General features: G+C 68.5%; 15 protein-coding genes and 1 tRNA gene. 8 read left to right on the forward strand and 8 right to left on the reverse strand.

Annotated elements, in window-relative coordinates:
- Positions 1-73 precede the first annotated feature (73 nt).
- On the reverse strand, positions 74-361 hold the full coding sequence (gene rpmB, locus AC3RCC_RS04865) for a 50S ribosomal protein L28 (protein ID WP_291648415.1): 288 nt from the start codon (positions 359-361) through the stop codon (positions 74-76).
- A gap of 257 nt (positions 362-618) precedes the next feature.
- Between rpmB and AC3RCC_RS04870 the strand changes: the two genes are divergently transcribed.
- The 6 genes from AC3RCC_RS04870 to AC3RCC_RS04895 all read left to right on the forward strand — a co-directional run bounded on the left by AC3RCC_RS04870 (position 619) and on the right by AC3RCC_RS04895 (position 7,940).
- Complete coding sequence (locus AC3RCC_RS04870; protein ID WP_291642367.1) at positions 619-1,446, forward strand: DUF3108 domain-containing protein; 828 nt, start codon at positions 619-621, stop codon at positions 1,444-1,446.
- A 128-nt stretch (positions 1,447-1,574) separates the two neighbouring features.
- Complete coding sequence (locus AC3RCC_RS04875) at positions 1,575-2,465, forward strand: alpha/beta fold hydrolase (RefSeq protein WP_291642369.1); 891 nt, start codon at positions 1,575-1,577, stop codon at positions 2,463-2,465.
- Positions 2,466-2,783: 318 nt separating this feature from the next.
- Entirely contained in the window at positions 2,784-6,128 is a 3,345-nt protein-coding gene (locus AC3RCC_RS04880) for a helicase-related protein (RefSeq protein ID WP_492258748.1), read from the forward strand.
- A gap of 22 nt (positions 6,129-6,150) precedes the next feature.
- On the forward strand, positions 6,151-6,462 hold the full coding sequence (locus AC3RCC_RS04885; RefSeq protein WP_492257782.1) for an RNA-binding S4 domain-containing protein: 312 nt from the start codon (positions 6,151-6,153) through the stop codon (positions 6,460-6,462).
- A gap of 160 nt (positions 6,463-6,622) precedes the next feature.
- On the forward strand, positions 6,623-6,961 hold the full coding sequence (gene fdxA, locus AC3RCC_RS04890) for a ferredoxin FdxA (RefSeq protein WP_291642373.1): 339 nt from the start codon (positions 6,623-6,625) through the stop codon (positions 6,959-6,961).
- 391 nt (positions 6,962-7,352) lie between these two features.
- A complete protein-coding gene (locus AC3RCC_RS04895) occupies positions 7,353-7,940 on the forward strand; it encodes a CarD family transcriptional regulator (protein ID WP_291642375.1) in 588 nt (195 codons plus the stop codon).
- Positions 7,941-8,030: 90 nt separating this feature from the next.
- On the opposite strand, the gene AC3RCC_RS04900 is transcribed toward AC3RCC_RS04895, so the two are convergent.
- The 3 genes from AC3RCC_RS04900 to AC3RCC_RS04910 all read right to left on the reverse strand — a co-directional run bounded on the left by AC3RCC_RS04900 (position 8,031) and on the right by AC3RCC_RS04910 (position 11,344).
- Positions 8,031-8,936: a dienelactone hydrolase family protein gene (locus AC3RCC_RS04900; protein WP_492257783.1), complete on the reverse strand. Its 906-nt coding sequence runs from the start codon at positions 8,934-8,936 to the stop codon at positions 8,031-8,033.
- Between the two features lie 106 nt (positions 8,937-9,042).
- Complete coding sequence (locus AC3RCC_RS04905; RefSeq protein ID WP_492257784.1) at positions 9,043-10,509, reverse strand: M48 family metalloprotease; 1,467 nt, start codon at positions 10,507-10,509, stop codon at positions 9,043-9,045.
- 13 nt (positions 10,510-10,522) lie between these two features.
- Positions 10,523-11,344: a hypothetical protein gene (locus tag AC3RCC_RS04910; RefSeq protein ID WP_492257785.1), complete on the reverse strand. Its 822-nt coding sequence runs from the start codon at positions 11,342-11,344 to the stop codon at positions 10,523-10,525.
- A 28-nt stretch (positions 11,345-11,372) separates the two neighbouring features.
- Between AC3RCC_RS04910 and AC3RCC_RS04915 the strand changes: the two genes are divergently transcribed.
- Both AC3RCC_RS04915 and AC3RCC_RS04920 read left to right on the forward strand, forming a co-directional pair.
- A tRNA-Arg gene (locus AC3RCC_RS04915) sits at positions 11,373-11,449 on the forward strand.
- Positions 11,450-11,744: 295 nt separating this feature from the next.
- A complete protein-coding gene (locus AC3RCC_RS04920) occupies positions 11,745-11,990 on the forward strand; it encodes a hypothetical protein (RefSeq protein WP_492257786.1) in 246 nt (81 codons plus the stop codon).
- 150 nt (positions 11,991-12,140) lie between these two features.
- On the opposite strand, the gene AC3RCC_RS04925 is transcribed toward AC3RCC_RS04920, so the two are convergent.
- The 4 genes from AC3RCC_RS04925 to AC3RCC_RS04940 form a co-directional block, all read right to left on the reverse strand.
- Positions 12,141-12,923: a helix-turn-helix domain-containing protein gene (locus AC3RCC_RS04925; RefSeq protein WP_291642385.1), complete on the reverse strand. Its 783-nt coding sequence runs from the start codon at positions 12,921-12,923 to the stop codon at positions 12,141-12,143.
- Positions 12,924-13,012: 89 nt separating this feature from the next.
- Positions 13,013-15,709 (reverse strand): 2-oxoglutarate dehydrogenase E1 component, encoded by a 2,697-nt coding sequence (locus tag AC3RCC_RS04930; protein ID WP_492257787.1) that lies wholly within the window; start codon positions 15,707-15,709, stop codon positions 13,013-13,015.
- Between the two features lie 54 nt (positions 15,710-15,763).
- Positions 15,764-16,669 (reverse strand): NAD(P)-dependent oxidoreductase, encoded by a 906-nt coding sequence (locus tag AC3RCC_RS04935; RefSeq protein ID WP_492257788.1) that lies wholly within the window; start codon positions 16,667-16,669, stop codon positions 15,764-15,766.
- A 29-nt stretch (positions 16,670-16,698) separates the two neighbouring features.
- Positions 16,699-18,126 (reverse strand): aldehyde dehydrogenase family protein, encoded by a 1,428-nt coding sequence (locus tag AC3RCC_RS04940; RefSeq protein WP_291642217.1) that lies wholly within the window; start codon positions 18,124-18,126, stop codon positions 16,699-16,701.
- Between the last annotated feature and the right edge of the window lie 44 nt (positions 18,127-18,170).

Here is an 18,170-nt window from a genome sequence, read left to right on the forward strand (position 1 = left end):
AGAATGACGTGCACGGCGCAAACGAAAAAAGCGGCCTTGCGGCCGCTTCATTCGATCGGGAAGGAGAGTCCGCTCAGTTGGCGGCGAGCTTCTTCTCGATGTCGCGCTTCAGCGCGAGCGCGCCGGTCGACAGCTCGCCGGCCGGAGCCTTGACGAGGAAGGCGTCGAGGCCGCCGCGGTGATCGACGGTGCGCAGGGCGTTGGCCGAGACGCGCAGACGCACCGAGCGGCCGAGCGTGTCGGACTGCAGGGTGACGTTGACGAGGTTCGGCCGGAAGACCGTTTTGGTCTTACGGTTCGAGTGGCTGACGAGCTGGCCCGTCAGGGTGGCTTTCCCGGTCAGTTCGCAACGGCGAGCCATGATCTCATTCCCAAGCTTTCCAGGACGCCAACGCAAAACGCCGACACACGACGTGCCGGCAGGCGAGCACCGGAAGTCAAATTGAAGTGGCGGGTCTATAGCCAAGCCCCGAGCGCCCGTCAAGGCGAACTGCACGATAGGGCGCCGGAAACATCTCGGTAACCTCCTCTCGTCAGACTCCGTTAATCAGGTCACGATTCGGACCGATTCGCAGTGCAAGCGAGCTGTCGAACGGTCGCGCCGCCCGGAGCATCGAGATGAAGCCCGCCCTCACGCCGTCCCTGTCCGGGCTCGCCCTCGCGGCAGCCCTGCTCGCGGGCGCGTTTCCTGCCGGCGCCGCCTCGCTCGATGCCGCCTATGATGTTTCCCTGCTCGGCATGACCTTCGGCAAGGCCAGTCTGAGCGGCGACATCGAGGGCAGCCGCTACAAGCTCGATGTCCAGGCCAAGCTGACCGGGCTCGTCGGCGGTTTCACCGGCGGGCGCGGCTCCGGCGCCGCCACCGGCAATCTCAATGCCGGCAAGCTCTCGCCGGCGACCTTCGCGATCTCGTCCGCGAGCACGAGCGAGAGCCGCACGGTGCGCATGGCGCTCGAGCGCAATGCCGTGCAGGCGGTCGAGATCGAGCCGCCGATCGATGCCAAGCCCGACCGGGTGCCGATCAGCGACGCGCATCGGCGCAATGTCATGGACCCGATCAGCGCTTTCCTGATGCCGGTGGAAGGGGGGCGCAACTCCGGCGCCGCCGCCTGCAATCGCACTCTGCCGATCTTCGACGGCGCCGCGCGCTACGACATCAAGCTGAGCTATGCCGGCACGCGCGAGGTCACGCTCGACGGCTATAGCGGCCCGGTTTCGGTCTGCCAGGCGCGCTATGTGCCGATCTCCGGCCACAGGGCGCTGCGGCCGAGCACCAAGTTCATGGCCGAGAACAAGGAAATCTCGACCTGGCTCGCGCCGATCGCCGGCACGACGATGATGCTGCCGGTGCGGATCTCGGTGAAGACGATGATCGGTACCGCGGTGATCGAGGCCTCGCGCTTCAAGGTCGATCCCGGCGTGACGGCGGCGACCTCGCGCAACTGAGCCCGGCGCGGCCGGCCGCTGACAGGCGCCGGCCCGTCCTCGCCACGATGCGCGGCCCTGGTGGCGGCATTGCCGCTGAGGCTGCCGCGGGGCTAGCCTTCCCGCCGCGATTCGACCTTGGAGCCGATATGCCCGGCGATTTTGCCTTGCCACCCGGATTGCGGCGGCGCGACGTGATGGTGCGCGACACCGTGCTTCATGTCGCCGAGGTCGGCGACGGGCCGACAGTGCTGCTGCTGCATGGCTGGCCGGAGTTCTGGATGACTTGGCTGCCCTTGATGAACCGCCTGCATGGCGAGTTCCGGCTGGTCGCGCCCGATCTGCGCGGCTTCGGCGACAGCGCAAAATCGCCCGCGCCACGCAGCGATGTCGGGGCCAACAGCCATGCCGACGACATCGCCGCCTTGCTGGAAGCGCTGGGGACCGGACCGGTCGGGGTCGTCGGCCATGATGTCGGCGCCTATGTCGCCCAGGGCCTGGCGCGGCGCCACCCGCAGCGGGTCGAGAAGCTCCTGTTCTTTAACTGCCCGACGCCGAGCGTCGGTTCGGCCTGGGTGCGCGAGGGCCATGTCAACGAGATCTGGTACCAGTCCTTCCAGCAATTGCCGCTGGCCGAGCAGCTGATCGGCTCCAGCCGCGAGGCTTGCGCACTCTATCTCGGGCATTTCCTGACGCATTGGTGCCATCGCAAGGATGCCTTCGCGCCGGTCTTCGACCGCTGGGTCGAGAACTTCCTGAAGCCCGGCAATCTGCGCGGCGGCTTCGACTGGTACCGCAGCCAGAACGCGGCCCGGATCGCCGCCATCGACGGCCATCCGCCGCCATCGGTGCCGATCCATCAGCCGACGCGCGTGCATTGGGGCCGCCACGACCCGATCCTGAAAGCCGAATGGAGCGCCTTCCTGCCCTATTATTTCGACGATGTCGAAGTGACCTATTGCGAGAATGCCGGTCATTTCGTCCATGTCGAGGCGCCGGACGAGGCGGCCGAGGTGTTCACCGAAGTCTTCGCCGACTGAACTGACGGGGTGCGCGACTATTTTCGCCTTTGCCTCTCGCCTTCCCGTGCAGGAGGCCTACATGAGCGAAAGCGGCCCTTGCGCGCGCAAGTCGGCGAAGGACGGAAATCGAGGGCGATTCAAAATCTTGTGGTTATTGAATCGCTTGCCGCGATATCTCGCCGTGAACGAAACCTGATTCTGCGGGAGTCAGCGATTCGGCCTCGCTTCGTTCCGGACTCGTTCTGTTCACGGCGCGGGTTGCCCTTGGGGCGCCCGACCCGGTAGGGCTGGCTCGGTATTTCGCCGCGCAGGCTGCAGGAAAGCTCCAGCGTCTTGATCCAACCCCGCTCTCTTCCGCCTTCGCTCCGCGCACGCGGTGTCACTGCGGTGCTCGGCCCGACCAATACGGGCAAGACCCATCTCGCCATCGAGCGGATGATCGCCCATCCCACGGGGATGATCGGCCTGCCGCTGCGTCTGCTGGCGCGCGAGGTCTACCAGCGCGTCGTCGAGAGGGTCGGCCCGGAGGCGGTGGCGCTCGTCACCGGTGAGGAGAAGATCAAGCCGGAGCGGCCGCGCTTCTGGGTCTGCACGGTCGAGGCGATGCCGCGCGACCTTGCCGTCGATTTCGTCGCCGTCGACGAGATCCAGCTCGCCGCCGATCTCGACCGCGGCCATGTCTTCGCCGACCGGCTGCTGAATCATCGCGGCCGGGCCGAGACCATGCTGATCGGCGCCGGCACGATGCGGCCGCTCGTCGAGCACCTGATCCCCGGCGCCAATGTGGTGACGCGGCCGCGGCTCTCGAACCTGACCTTCGCCGGCGACCGCAAGATCACCCGCCTGCCGCGGCGTTCGGCGATCGTCGCCTTCTCGGCCGAGGAAGTCTACGCCATCGCCGAGCTGATCCGCCGGCAGAAGGGCGGGGCGGCGGTGGTGCTGGGCGCGCTATCGCCGCGCACGCGCAATGCCCAGGTCGAGATCTACCAGTCCGGCGATGTCGACTATCTCGTCGCCACCGACGCGATCGGCATGGGCCTCAACCTCGATGTCGACCACATCGCCTTCGCCGGCGACAGCAAGTTCGACGGCCATCATTTCCGCAAGCTGCATCCGGCCGAGTTCGGCCAGATCGCCGGCCGGGCCGGCCGGCATCTGCGCGACGGCACTTTCGGCACCACCGGGCGGGCGCCGCCCTTCGATGCCGAACTGGTCGATGCCATTGAGAATCATCGGTTCGAGCCGATTCGCCAGCTGCAATGGCGCAACTCCGATCTCGACCTGCGCTCGGTCCAGGGGCTGCTCGACAGCCTCAACCAGCAGCCGCAGGAGCAGGGAATGACCCGCGCCCTGATCGCCGAGGACATGACCACGCTGGAAATCCTGGCGCGCGACCATGATGTCGCAAGGCTCGCGCAGGGCAGGCCGGCGGTGACGCGGCTCTGGGAGGTCTGCGGCCTGCCGGATTATCGCAAGATCGCGCCCATGCAGCATGCCGACCTCGCGACGATGCTGTATCTTCGGCTGATGCGGCATGGCCGTCTCGATCCGGACTGGTATCGGCGCCAGCTCGATGCGCTCGACCGCACCGATGGCGAGATCGACACGCTGTCGGCGCGCATCGCGCAGGTCCGAACCTGGACCTTCGTGGCGAACCGTCCCGACTGGTTGCCTGATCCAGAGCATTGGCAGGGGGTGGCGCGTCTTGTAGAGGACAAGCTGTCGGACGCTTTGCACGAAAGGCTCGCCAGCCGTTTCGTCGATCGGCGCACGAGCGTGTTGATGCGTCGCCTGCGGGAGAATGCGATGTTGGAAGCTGAGGTCACTGCGGCGGGCGACGTGCTCGTCGAGGGCCAGCATGTCGGGTTGCTGCAGGGGTTCCGCTTTACGGCGGATCCCAAGGCCGGCGGCCCCGAAGCCAAGGCGCTGAACGCCGCCGCGATGAAGGCGCTCGCCAGCGAGATGGAGGCGCGCGCCTCGCGCGTCGTGCTCGCCGGCGACGAGGCCTTCGTCCTGTCGCATGACGGTTTCATCCGCTGGGTCGGCGAGCCGGTGGCGCGCCTCGTCGCCGGCGAGAAGGTGCTGGAGCCGCGCCTGCGCCTGCTGGTCGAGGAGCATCTGACCGGGCCGGCGCGCGAGCAGGTCGAGAATCGGCTGACGCTCTGGCTGAAAAATCACATCACCAAGCTGCTCGGGCCGCTGCAGGTGCTCGAGGAGGCCACGAGCCTGACCGGCATCGCGCGCGGCATCGCCTTCCAGGCGGCCGAGGCGCTGGGCGTGCTCGAGCGCGCCAAGGTCGGCGAGGAGATGAAGACCCTCGACCAGGAGGGGCGGGCGGGCCTGCGCCAGCTCGGCATGCGCTTCGGCGCCTTCCATCTCTATGTGCCGGCCCTGCTGAAGCCGGCACCGCGGGCGCTCGCAGCCCAGCTCTGGGCGCTGAAGCATGACGGACCGGAGCAGGGCGGGCTGGACGACATCGCCCATCTCGCCTCGTCCGGCCGGACCTCCTTCCCGGCCAACAAGGACGTGCCGAAGGGGCTGTATCGCGCCGCCGGCTATCGCGTCTGCGGCGAACGGGCGGTGCGCGTCGACATTCTCGAGCGCCTTGCCGACCTGATTCGCCCGGCTATCGCCTATCGCCCCGGCGTCACGCTCGGCCAGCCGCCGGCGGGTGCCGCCGACCAGGACGGCTTCGTCGCCACCGGCGCGATGACCTCGCTCGTCGGCTGCGCCGGCGAGGACTTCGCCTCGATCCTGCGCTCGCTCGGCTATGTCTCGGTGAAGCGGGCAGGGCCGGCGATCACCGTGCCGCTCGCGGCGACACCGGAGCCTATCGTGGCGGCCCCGGCCATTGAGGTCGAGGCTGCGCCTGCGGGTGAGGGCGAGGTCGCAGCCGAGACGGTTGTGGCCGAGAGCCCCGATGCCCTGGATGCAGAGGCCCCGTCCGAAGCTTCGGCTTCCGAGGGCGAGGCGCCGGAAGCCACGCTGAACGAAACGCCGGATGCGCCTGTGCTCACCGAGGCCGAGATTGCGGCCGCGCCTGGTGAGGCCATCGCGGCCACCGCCGAGGCCGAGCAGTCCGACATGTCCGAACCGGCCCCGGCCGAGGCGGCTGCTTCGGAAGCGCCGGCGAGTGCAGCTCCCGCCGAGGAGCCTGCCAAGCCGGCCGAACCGGAGCTGATCGAGGTCTGGCGCCCGCATCGGCACCAGGGCGGAAGGCGGCCGGAGCAGGGCGCCCGCGGGCGTCGCCAGGACCGTCGCCCCGGCCAGCAGGGCGCAGCGGCGCCGGCTGGCGAAGCCGGAGGCGGACCGCGTCCCGAAGGTGGCCAGCGGCCGAATCGCAATCGCTGGCGCGAAGGCGGCTGGAACGGCCAGCGCCCGGTGGCGGGCGGGCAGGCTCCCGCTGCGGACGCGGCGGGCGGTGCGCCGGAGCGGCAGGGACGCGGCGGCCGGCCGGAAGGTGGCAACCGACCCGAGCGCGGTCCGCGGCCGGAGTTCAGGCGCAATGAGGGGCGGCCGGGCGGTGGTCCGCGTCGCGACGAGCGCGGCGGCAAGGAGCAGCGTTTCCAGGCGCCGGCCAAGCCGCGTGCCGCCGAGCGCCAGCCGGATCCGGATTCGCCTTTCGCCAAGCTGCTCGCCCTGAAGGCGCAGCTCGAAGGTGGCGACGGGCGCAAGGGCTGAGGCATCAGGGCGAGGGCCGCGATTGCGCGAGGACCGGCAACGTCTCGACAAATGGCTCTGGTTCGCGCGCTTCGCCCGCAACCGCCCCGCCGCCGTGCGTCTGGTGGAGGACGGCCATGTCCGGGTTGCAGGCAAGCGGATCGAGAACCCGGCGCTCGGGCTCAAGCTCGGGGATGTCCTGACGCTGGCTCTCCCGCATGCGACGCTGGTCGTGGCGTTGCGTGCGCTCGGCGAGCGCCGCGGCTCCTACGAGCAGGCGCAGGCGCTTTACGAGGTGCTCGGCGGCGACCAGCGCGGCGATGCGTCGCTTGCGCCGGGGGAACCGAAGGGATAGATCGCGAGAATTGTGCGGCCGGCGTTGGCGCGGCCCGCCAGAATGTTTCCGGAACGCCCGTTCCGGCAGAATTTCTATCCCGTTTCCGGCCGAATTCCGGCCTTGAAACACTCTCTCGCCCGGTTCTAAGGATGCGCCGGTCGATCGGAAGGACAGCGCCATGACCTATGTGGTCACCGAGAACTGCATCAAGTGCAAGTATATGGATTGCGTCGAGGTCTGTCCGGTAGACTGTTTCTACGAAGGCGAGAACATGCTCGTCATTCATCCCGACGAGTGCATCGATTGCGGCGTCTGCGAGCCGGAATGCCCGGCCGAGGCGATCAAGCCCGATACCGAGCCGGGCCTCGACAGCTGGCTGCAGCTCAACTCGAAATATGCTTCGAGCTGGCCGAACATCACGCAGAAGAAAGAGCCGCCTGCCGACGCCAAGGAGTTCGACGGCGTACCCGGCAAGCTCGACGCGCATTTCTCGCCCAACCCCGGCGAAGGCGACTGAACCTGCCGTTTGGGCAGGTCGATGGCAGGGCTGCGGATGGCGGGTCGATCAGGCCCGCTGACGCGGCCATAAACCGTTTACCTTTGATTCGGCGCGTTTTTTGTGGTATCCATTTGCCACAGTCGAGTTCGTTCCGCTTGCCCCTGCGAGAATTCATGATCGGGGCGCCCCCTTAAACGCAGCGAGCAAAGCTACCGGTGCCAAGTCCGGGGCTGTGCGAACTTCGTGTCTGGTGGCCATCAAGAAACAATCGGCTGAGGGAGCGTGTCGCGCCGGGAGATGACTGTCAAAGTCGCATCCGTCGCGTCCGGCAGAGTGTCGCTGGTTATTCCGACCAGCGACTGAAAGTCGCGTCTCCGCTTATAGCGGACCGATGAGGAGTTGAAACGGCATGACCACTGCGAAGAAAGCTGCTGTGCGCCTGGGTTTCAAGACTGGCGAGTTCGTCGTCTATCCGTCCCATGGTGTCGGTCAGATCACGGCGATCGAGGAGCAGGAGGTTGCCGGCTTCAAGCTCGAGCTGTTCGTCGTCAGCTTCGCCAAGGACAAGATGACTCTGCGCGTGCCCACCGCCAAGGCCGCCAGTGTCGGTCTGCGCAAGCTCGCCGATGGCGAGGTCGTCGCCAAGGCGCTCGCGACGCTGACCGGCCGCGCCCGCGTCAAGCGTACCATGTGGTCGCGCCGCGCCCAGGAATACGAAGCGAAGATCAATTCCGGCGACCTCGTCGCCATCGCCGAAGTGGTGCGTGATCTCTATCGCTCCGAGGCGCAGCCCGAGCAGTCCTATTCCGAGCGCCAGCTCTATGAGGCGGCGATCGACCGGATGACGCGCGAGATCGCCGCCGTCGACGAGATTACCGAGACCGAGGCGCTGAAGAAGATCGAGACCCAGCTCGCCAAGTCGCCGCGCCGCGCCAGCAAGGCCGAGGCCGTTGAGGCCGAGGACGGCGACGAGGACCTGCAGGAGGAGGCCGCCTGAGGCGGTTTGCATGACCGGATATCGAGGCCCGGCGGAGCGATCCGCCGGGCCTTTTTCTTGGACAGCCCGACGGAGCGCGGCATCGGGCCGTCAGGCCGCCCCGGTCTCGGCGGCGAGGAAGGCGACGGTACGCTCCCAGGCGAGCCTGGCGGCGGCGGCGTTGTAGCGCTCAGCGCTGGTGTCGTTGTGGAAGGCGTGGTCGACATCCGGATAGACGATCGCCTGGTAGCGGATATGGGCGGCCTTCAGCGCGGCCTCATAGGCCGGCAATGCCTCGACCAGACGGGTGTCGCGCGCCGCGTGCTGGATCAGCAGCCGAGCCTTGATCTGCGGCACCTTGGCGAGGTCCGGCGAACGGCCGTAGAAGACGACGCCGGCGCTGAGCTCGGGTGCCGCCACGGCGAGGTCGTTGACTGCGCCGCCGCCCCAGCAGAAGCCGACTGCTCCAGTCTTGCCGGTGGCGTCCGGGCGGGCGGCGAGCAGGGCGAGGGCGGCACGGCCCTGGGCGACGACGTCCTGCGGCTTGAGCTGTGGGAAGAGGGCGCGGGCGGCGTCCGGATCAGCCGGCGTGCCGCCGAGCGGGGTCAGGAAGTCGAGTCCGAGCGCGGTGAAGCCGGCCAGCGCCATGCGGCGGGTGACGTCCTCGATATGCGGGTTGAGGCCGCGGTTCTCATGGATGACGAGCACGCCGCCGCGCCTGACCGGCGTCTTGGGCGCGACGAGATAGCCCTTCAGCGCGACGCCGCCCACGGTCTCGACGATGCGCCGGGCCTCGAGCCGGGCATCATCGGGAGCGACCTGCCGGGCCTGCGCATAGTTCGGCTCGAGCAGGGCGAGCGCGGCTTCCGCAGCCGCGGCCGAACCGGCGAGCCCGACGAGCCGGTTCATGAAGCTGCGGCGGTCGAGCGGCTTGTGGGTGTACTCGTCGTAGAGTTCGACGATGCGGCGGTCGAGTGCCATGGTCGCCCCTCTGGTCGGGCGGCGCTCGGCCGCCATGTTCCACCTCCCGGGCATTCCATTCGGGTGATGGGCAGCCCATGGCGCGGGACGCTAGCATGAGGCGGGATGGCCGGTCAGCGGCGCAAGGCCGCGCGGCGCCGGGCTATTCGGTCACGATCTTGTAACGCTGGCCCGGAGTCAGCCGGCCGGAGCGGTCGAGCCCGTTCAGGATCTGGAAGAGTTCGAGCGGCCGGTCATGCGTCGCCATCCGGCCGGAAAGGCTTGCCGGTGTGTCGCCTTCCGCCGCGGCGACCAGTCTGATCTGCATGGGCTTGACCGACTGGGCCTCGGAGGGGGAGAGGCTGCGGAAGCTGTCGAGCACGGCGCGCATGCCGCGTTCGGGGTCGGTTCCGCCCTTGGCGGCCAGGATGAAGCGATAGACGCGCTGGCCGGCCTGGATGGCGGCGAGCCGGAAGCGCCAGTCCGTGCCCTTGCCGGTGGTGACCGCCGCCGGGAGGCCGCCGATCGTCACGGATTCGACCTCGCCGGTGGTGACGCCGTCGATCCAGCCGGAGGCGACATAGGATTCGAGCGTCTGCCCCGGCTTCAGCGCGACGGAATCGAAACGCAGGGCCTGGGCGCCGTCGCGGCTGACCCCGACCACCATTTCGCGGGCCGCCTCGAGCTCGAAGCCATCGGGCGCGGTGAAGGCGATGCGCAGGGCGCTGTTGAGATAGCGTCGGCCGCGGACGACGCCGTCGGCCGGGTCGTCGCCGAAGGCGATGCCGTCGATCGCAGTCAACCAGCGTCCCGCCTCGCGCTCGCCGATGCCGGGCGCGCCGATCTGCCGCGCGGCGGAGGTGACGGCCGCGATGCGCTCCGGGGTCGAGGGGTGGCTGGAGAGAATGTCGAGCTTCTTGTCGCCACCGCCCTCGCCGCCGGCGCGGAAAGTCGTGTTGCGGCCGAGCGAGACGAGGAAGCGGCCGGCGCCGTAGGGGTCGTAGCCGGCGCGGGCGATGTTGCGCACGCTGATCTGGTCGGCGAGCAGTTCCTGCTGCCGCGAGAACTTGGCGAGCGTCAGCTTCGAGCTGGCCTGGACTGCTGCCCCGGTCGTCGGGTCGTTCAGGACTTGAGCCACGACCTGGCTGACCAGCGCCGATTCGAGCTCCAACTCGGCCCTTTCGGTGGCGTGGCGCGCGGTGACATGGGCGATCTCATGCGCCATCACCGAGGCGATCTCGGAGGTGTCGTTGGCGAGGGCGAGCAGGCCGCGGGTGACATAGAGGCGCCCGGTCGGCAAGGCGAAGGCATTGACGATCGGCGAGTTCAGGATGGTGATCTCGTAATTGCCGATCTGGCCGTCGCTGGCTTTGGCGAGGCGCGTGACGATCTCGTCGAGCACGCTGCGGACATTGGAGGCGCGATACTCGCCCCCAAAGGCCTGGAGCAGGCGCAGATGCTCGCGGTCGGTGCCGCGCTGCAGGCTGGCGACGCGCGGCGCCGACTCGCCGCCGGGCTGATCGAGCGGCGGCAGGAGGGAACTCTGGTCGCCGAAGCATGCGGCCAGCAGCAAGGCCGGCAGCGCCATGGCGACGAGGCGCCCCCGGGCGGGCTGTCGATATCGCTGCATTGCCTGAAACAACCTAATCGACCATCTCCAGGGCGGCGGGCGTCTCGATCGTAACGAGGAGGCCGTCTCGCCCCTCGATCACGCCGCGTACGCGCACGCGTTTACCGGTCAGCGTGGACGCGGTCCAGCCGACGCTTTGCAATTCCCGCCAAAGTGCGCGCGACAGCACGATGCTGCCGCCCGCTCCGCGGCGGCGCGTGAAGTTGAGATAGGTTCGCCGAGCCCGTTCGCCAACTGCCGCGATGCGCCCCTCAACCAGCACGATCCGGCCCGCCTGCGCCCGCATCGCGGCGGGATCGTGACCGTCGATGACCGGCAGGCCCGCAAGGGCGCGGTTCGTCGCGGGCGTTGCCGAAACGGCACGTTCGGCGACCGTCTTCGCAGACCGGCCGGCTTCGGCGGCGCGCCAAACAGCGTTGCAGCCGGCGAGGCCTGGCTCCGGAAGGTGAAGCGCCGCTCCGGCCGCGAGCAGCAGTGCGGCAAGGTCATGCCCGGCGATGTCGCCTGCAGGACCGTCGGGGAGCAGGAGCCGCGCGGGGACCCGGCCCCAGCGATCGGTGCCACCGAGTGCGACCAGTTCAAAGCCCTGGCCGAGCCAGGGACGGAGGGCGGCGGCAAAGCGTTCCCGCTCGGCTTCGTCCTGTCGCGGCGCGAGCCCGGCGAGGCGGAGCAGGCTGCCGTCTTCCAGAACGAGGTCGCCATGGCGCTCGAGGCTGGCGAGCCGGACCTTGCGGGTTTCCTCGGGCGCAGCACAGTCTTCGGCAGCAGCGGGCCGCGCCGTCGCCGAAATCGCAGCGAGCCCCGCAAACACGATAAAGGAAGGCTTCACCCGCATGCGCTTTATGCTAAACGCATTCCTGTGCGTCCCGGTAGCTCAGCAGGATAGAGCAACGGTTTCCTAAACCGTAGGTCAGGGGTTCGAATCCCTTCCGGGACGCCAGATCTTCCAGCAAGATACCGAAGCCGGGCGATATTCTGGTTTTCCGGGCCCGAGATGTCCGGCCCGGCCTCTTCGGCGAAAACAGCGCAGGCCGTGTGGCGGCTATGCTCGACGCATTCGCTTGCTTCCCGAGGCGATTGCCGCGGTGCATGCGATGCTCAGGGCGTCGGCGGCGCGCCGCTTCCGGCAGCGCCCGTCAGTCGCCCTGCCAAAGCACCTTCGCCGAAACGATTCGTCAGCCGGTCGATTGGTCGCTAGCGTATCAGCCAGAGTTGCGTAGCGATGAGGTGGTGTCATGCCTGAGATCGCCGCTATGACGATCGCGTCCTATGAAGAGCGCAAGGCCGCCGTGTTGCGGGCCGCGCAGTTGATCTCATCCCCGGACGGTTCCGAAGGCGCGCGTGAATTCGCGCTGCTGACCGAGGCGATCGCGGATTTCGACATCCGCCAGGACGCAGAACCCGTCATCGAGATCCCGCCCGGGTTCATGCAGTTCCTTGCCGGTGGGCATCGCGGTCAAGCTCTGACCAAGCGTCGCTGATTGCAGGCGGCCGTGGTGACCTTGCCGGCAGATCAGCGATGATCGGGGCCATGCGTGCTGATCGCGACCCGCCGGGGCGGCGCGATCGCCTACGAGGGCGCCGGTCTGCATGGTCGGGACGATGAGAGAGCGACGGCGCCGCGATGCAGCTCAGGATTCGGCGGCGAGCTGCGAGGAGATCGTCGCGGAGGTGCGACGCAGGGCCGGCAGGATGCGGTCCAGCAGGCGCTGACGCGGCCCGGCCCCGCGCAGGACGAGGCTGCTCAGGGCCGCCACCGTCTCGCCGTCCACAATGATCGGCACGGCCACGGCCCAGATCTGCGACTGGTAGACCGCATCGAGATAGCGCTCATGCGCGAAGGCGAAGCCATTCTGCCGGGCCGTGGCGAGCCGTTCCTCGAGCCCCTCCCATAATTCGGGTGAGGCGTCCCAGATCTCCTTGGACTGCCGGAGACGCTCGAGCTGGGCTTGCAGCGCATCCGGGGCCAGCCCGGCCAGCTGCATGATGCCGACGCCGGTGGCGAGCAGCGGAATGCGGGCGCCGAGCCGGCCGGGAATGGAAAGGCCCTTGGCGTTGCGGTTGGTGTAGACGATCACCATCGCATCGTCCTCCAGCGTCGCCAGATTGGATGGCCAGCCGATCTCGGCCCGCAGGCTCTCGATCAGCGGCTCGGCGAGCTGGAGCAGGCGCGAGGTGCCGTCATAGCCATTGCTCAGCAGCTTGGTCCGCGCGGTCACGCCGAAGGTCACGCCATCCGCGCGGCGATAGACATAGCCTGCCTCGATCAGCGTCTCCAGGATCCGCACCACCGTCGGCTGCGGCAGCTTGGCGGCCCGCGCCAGATCGGTCGCCGTGATCGGGCTCTGTTCGCTGACGAGACGAAGGACCGTCAGGCCGCGCGTAATGGCGCGAACGGGCTCAAAGGAGGCCATGGAAGCGTTGTCGGGCCCTGTGATGCATCGGGGTGGCCCCCGGCTGGCGGCGGAAGGGAGAAAGGGGCGCCTGCGCGCTGCGCCCCACTTCAGGCATTGCCTCTCGTGAGGTCAAGCGCTTGCCCGATCAGGGCGGCCTGCTCGCCTTCATGCCGCTCGATCGAGCCACCGGCCGCGACCGGCAAAGGCGGGCGGGCGACATGCGCCAGTGCGCGGCCGCCGAAGCGCGGATCGCAGCGGAGCTGATGTGCGACATGGGCGAGCGCGCCCTGGTTCTCCGGCTCCTCCTGGCACCAGAGCAGGTCGGCGCCACCATGCTGGGACAGGGCCTCGGCGAGCTCCTCGGCAGGGAAGGGGTAGAGCTGGTCGAGCCTGACGATCGCGATCTCGTCCTCCAGCCCGAGCCCGTCGCGGGCGGCGGCGAGCTCATAGCCGATCTTGCCGGAACAGAGCACGACGCGCCGTGCCGGCCGGGCCGGCTTCTCGGAAACGACCGGGCGGAAGGCGGTGCCGGCCGCCATCTCCTCCAGCGCCGAGACACAGGCCTTCTGCCGGAGCAGCGCCTTCGGCGCGATCACGAAGAGCGGCTTGCGCCAGGGCGCCTTCACCTGCCGCCGCAGCAGATGGAACAGATTGGCCGGCGTCGAGGGATTGGCAACGATCATGTTGCCGCCGGCGCAGAGCTGGAGCAGGCGCTCGATCCGGGCCGAGGAATGGTCCGGGCCCTGGCCTTCCAGCCCATGCGGCAGCAGGACGACGAGGCCCGACATCAGCTCCCATTTGGCTTCCGCCGAGACGATGAACTGGTCGACCATGATCTGGGCGCCGTTCAGGAAGTCGCCGAACTGCGCCTCCCAGAGGACCAGCCGGTTCGGGGCGGCGAGGCTGTAGCCATATTCGAAGCCGAGCACGCCATATTCGGAGAGCGGACTGTTCACCGCCTCGAAACGGGCCGCGCCTGCGGCAAGGCCTGCCACCGGCATGAGATGCTGGCCGGTCTCGACATCGTGCACGCCGAGATGGCGCTGGGTGAAGGTGCCGCGGGCGCAATCCTGACCGGAGAGCCGCACCGGCACGCCTTCCGCCAGCAGCGAGGCGAAGGCGAGCGCTTCGGCGGTCGCGAAGTTGATGTCGTTCCCGCTCTCGATCGTCTCGAGGCGCGTCCGATAGAACTGGGCGACCTTGGCGTGGGGCTTGAGCTCCGGCGGAAGCAGGCTGGCCTCGCGGCCGATCGCGCGCAATTGCTCGATCGGCAGGCCCGTCTCGATGCGGTCCAGCATCTCGGCCGCGCCCGCTCGCGCGATTCCGGCCCAGCCCTCTGGCCGCGCCGAGGCGGCGTTCGGGCGCAGGCTCTCAATGGCGGCATAGCCCTCCTGCATCTCGGCCTTGAAGGCTTCCGCCAGCTGCGCCACCCGCTCCGGCGCTGCAGCGTCGAGGCCGGCGACCACCGCGGTGAAGCTGTCACGCAGGGAGGGGCGAGCGTCGATGGCGGCCCAGATCTTCGGCTGGGTGAAGCGCGGCTCGTCGAGCTCGTTATGGCCGTTGCGGCGATAGCAGACGAGATCGATCAGCACGTCGCGGCGGTAGCGCCGGCGCCAGGCCAGAGCGAGCGCGGCGACCCTCGCGACCGCGACCGGATCGTCGCCGTTCACATGCAGCACCGGCGCGCCGACCATCTTGCCGATATCGGTGCAATAGCGCGAGGTCCGGCCTTCCGAGGCGTTGGTGGTGAAGCCGATCTGGTTGTTGACGACGAGATGGACCGTGCCGCCGACTTCATAGCCGGCGAGGCCGCCGAGCTGCAGCACTTCGCCGACCAGCCCCTGTCCGGAGAAGGCGGCGTCGGTATGGAGCAGCAGGCATAGCACATCGTCGCCGGCCGTGCCGCGCTTGCCGCGCGCCAGCCCGGTGACGACGGGCGCGACGGTCATCAGATGCGAGGGATGCGGCGAGATCGACAGCTTCATCTGCCGTCCGCCATGGCTGACCTCGCCGGCATAGCCGAGATGATAGGGCACGTCGCCGGTGAAGTCGGGGCCGCCATCGGTCAGGTCCCGGCCCTTGATTTCGGCCAGCAAGGTGCCGACCGGCTTGCCGAGGACGGTGGCGAGCGTCGCGAGGCGGCCGCGATGCATGCCGCCAATCACGGTTTCATCGAAGCCGGAAAGGCAGGCCTCGCGCAGCAATTCGCGCAGGAAGACGATGGCGCCCTCGGCGCCCTCGACGCCGAAGCGCTTCTTGGACGGGAATTTGACCTTGATGAAGGTCTCGAACGTATCGGCGAGCACGATCGCGTCCAGCGCGCGGTTCGCGAGATCGACCGGAGCCTGCGCCGCGAACAGCGCTTCGAAGGCGCCGTAGAGCCAGTCGCGGGCCTCGTCATCCTCGACCTGCTGCGCCTCGAGCCCGACCTTGCCGGCATAGAGGCGTTGCAATTCGGCGGCGAGGCTTGCGAGGGGAGTCTCGCAGGTCTCGCCGGAGAGGGTGACACGGGTCATCAGGCCCGGCTGCGCCGCCACCTCGGCGCGCAGGCGCTCGAGCGGCACGGCAGGCATGCGCGCCGCGAGATCGAGTGGATCGAGCGCCGCTTCGCGGTGCCCGAAGCGGCGATAGGCTTCGACCAGCCGCAGGCCGAGCGCTTCGCCATTGCCGCGCCCGCCCGCCCGTTCCGGCTCCATCTCCTCGAAATGGATGCGCCAGTCCGCCGGGACCGAAAGCGGGTCGCGCCGGTAGCGCGCATAGATGTCGAGGAGATACGCGCTTTCGGTCGCGACGGGCACGGTCATGGTGGCAGCTTTCGGGAAGCGCTATCGCTTCGGCTACGGAAGATCGGGTCTTGATCAGGTCTTGGACGGCAGGCGCGGAGCCTCGACGCCGGCAAGATCGCACCAGGCGTCGAGCAGCGCCGAGAAGTCCTTGCCGCCGAAGCCGCGCGAGCGGGCGAGCTGCAGGCATTCGCGCGCTGCCGCGCCCATGGCGAGCGGTACCTTCATCGACGAAGCCGAGGTCAAGGCGAGGCCGAGATCCTTGTGGGCGAGGTCGATCTGGAAGCCGGGCTCGATATCGCCGGCCAGCACCTTGACCGGGAAATTGGTCTTGAGATGGCCGTTGGTTGCGGTGGTGCCGTTGAGGATGTCGATGGTGCGCTCGATATCGAGGCCGAAGCGCGCCGCGAGGGTCAGGGTCTCGGCGTTGAGCTGGCAGGCCGCGATCGCCAGATAGTTGTTCACCACCTTCATGCGGATGCCGGCGCCGGCCGGGCCGCAATGATGGATCGTCGTGCCCATCGCCTCGAGCATCGGCTTAACGCGCTCGAAATGCTCCTGGGAGGCGCCGACCATGAACAGGCATTCGCCGCGATCGGCATGGATCGCGAGCCGGCCGACCGGTGCGTCGACGAAGCCGAGGCCGGCGGCCTCGACCGCCGCCGCGACCTCGTCGGTCGCGAGCGGGTCGATCGTGCTCATGTCGACGACGAGCGTGCCGGGCTTGGCATTGGGCACGATCCCGTCGAGCACGACGGCGCGCACTTCGGGATGAGCCGGCAGCATGGTGAAGACGATGTCCGATTCGCGCGCGACCTCGGCGATCGAGCCGGCGGCGCGGCCGCCGAGCTCGACCAGGGCCGCGATGCCCTGCGGGTTGACGTCATAGGACAGTGTCGCGAAGCCCTTGCGCTGCAGGTTGGACGCCATCGGGCGTCCCATCCTGCCAAGGCCGATGAAGCCGATTTTCGGGTTGCTCATGAGCGTTTCCTCCGGATTGGTCTTGTCGCTCAGGCCAGCAGGTAGCTGGTCTTGATCTGGGTGTAGAACTCGACGGCGTAGCGGCCCTGCTCGCGCGGCCCGTAGCTCGAGGCTTTCCGGCCGCCGAACGGCGTGTGGTAGTCGACGCCGGCCGTCGGCAGGTTGAGCATGGTCATGCCGGCCTCGACATTGCGCTGGAAATGCCGGGCATATTTCATCGAGGTCGTGCAGATGCCGGCCGACAGCCCGTAATCAGTGTCGTTGGCGACAGCGAGCGCCTCGTCATAGTCGGCGACGCGGATGACGGTCGCGACCGGGCCGAACACTTCCTCGCGGTTGATGCGCATGGCGTTCGTCGTGTCGGCGAAGAGGGTCGGGGCGATGTAGTAGCCCTTGGTGTCGAGCTCGAGCGCTTCGCCGCCGGCGGCCAGGCGCGCATTCTCGCCCTTGGCGATGTCGATATAGCCGAGATTCTTCTGGAACTGGCTGTCGTCGATCACCGGGCCGATCTGGGTCTCGGCCTTGAGCGCATGGCCGACGCGGAGCTTGGCGACGCGCTCGGCGCAGGCCTTGACGAAGGCGTCATGGATGCCGCTCGTCACGATCAGGCGGCTCGAGGCGGTGCAGCGCTGGCCCTGCTGGAAGAAGGCGCCGTTGACCGCGAGGTCCGCGGCGAGCTCGAGATCGGCGTCGTCGAGCACGACCAGCGGGTTCTTGCCGCCCATCTCCATCTGGCAGCGGATCAGCCGCTCGGCGCAGGCGACGGCGATGCGCCGGCCGGTCGTCGAGGAGCCGGTGAAGGAAATCGCGTCGGCATTGGCGATGACGGCGGCACCGACATCCGGCCCGGCGCCGATCAGCAGGTTGAAGACGCCGGCCGGAATGCCGGACGCGGCGACGATCTCGGCGATCGCGACGGAGATGCCCGGCGTCTTCTCGGACGGCTTCCAGACCACGCCGTTGCCGAAGGCGAGCGCCGGCGCGATCTTCCACATCGGCGTCGCGACGGGGAAGTTCCACGGCGTGATCAGGCCGACGACGCCGACCGGGTCACGGGTGATCTCGACATCGACGTTCGGCCGCACCGAACCGAGCTTCTCGCCCGGCATGCGCAAGGCTTCACCGGCAAAGAAGCGCGCGATATGGGCCGCGCGCGTCACCTCGCCGAGCGCGTCAGGAACGGTCTTGCCGCCCTCGCGGGCGAGGATCTGGGCGAGCTTGTCCTTGTTGTCGAAGATGCCGCGGGCGATCGCCTCGAGCACCAGCGAGCGCTGTTCCAGCGTCGCGCGGCCCCAGGCCGGCTGCGCCTTGCGGGCGGCGGCGAAGGCCGCCTCGACCTCGCTCTTGCCGGCGAGGCCATAGGTCGCGATCACGTCGCTGAGATCGGACGGGTTGCGGATTTCGAGAGCCTGCGCGCCGCCGACCCAGTTTCCGCCAATCAGATTCTTCTCGAGCATCGCAGCAGCACTCCATCGATCGTTTCATCGTCCGCCCGCACCTC

It is taken from the genome of Allobosea sp. GW823-FHT01F03 (genome assembly GCF_058798075.1).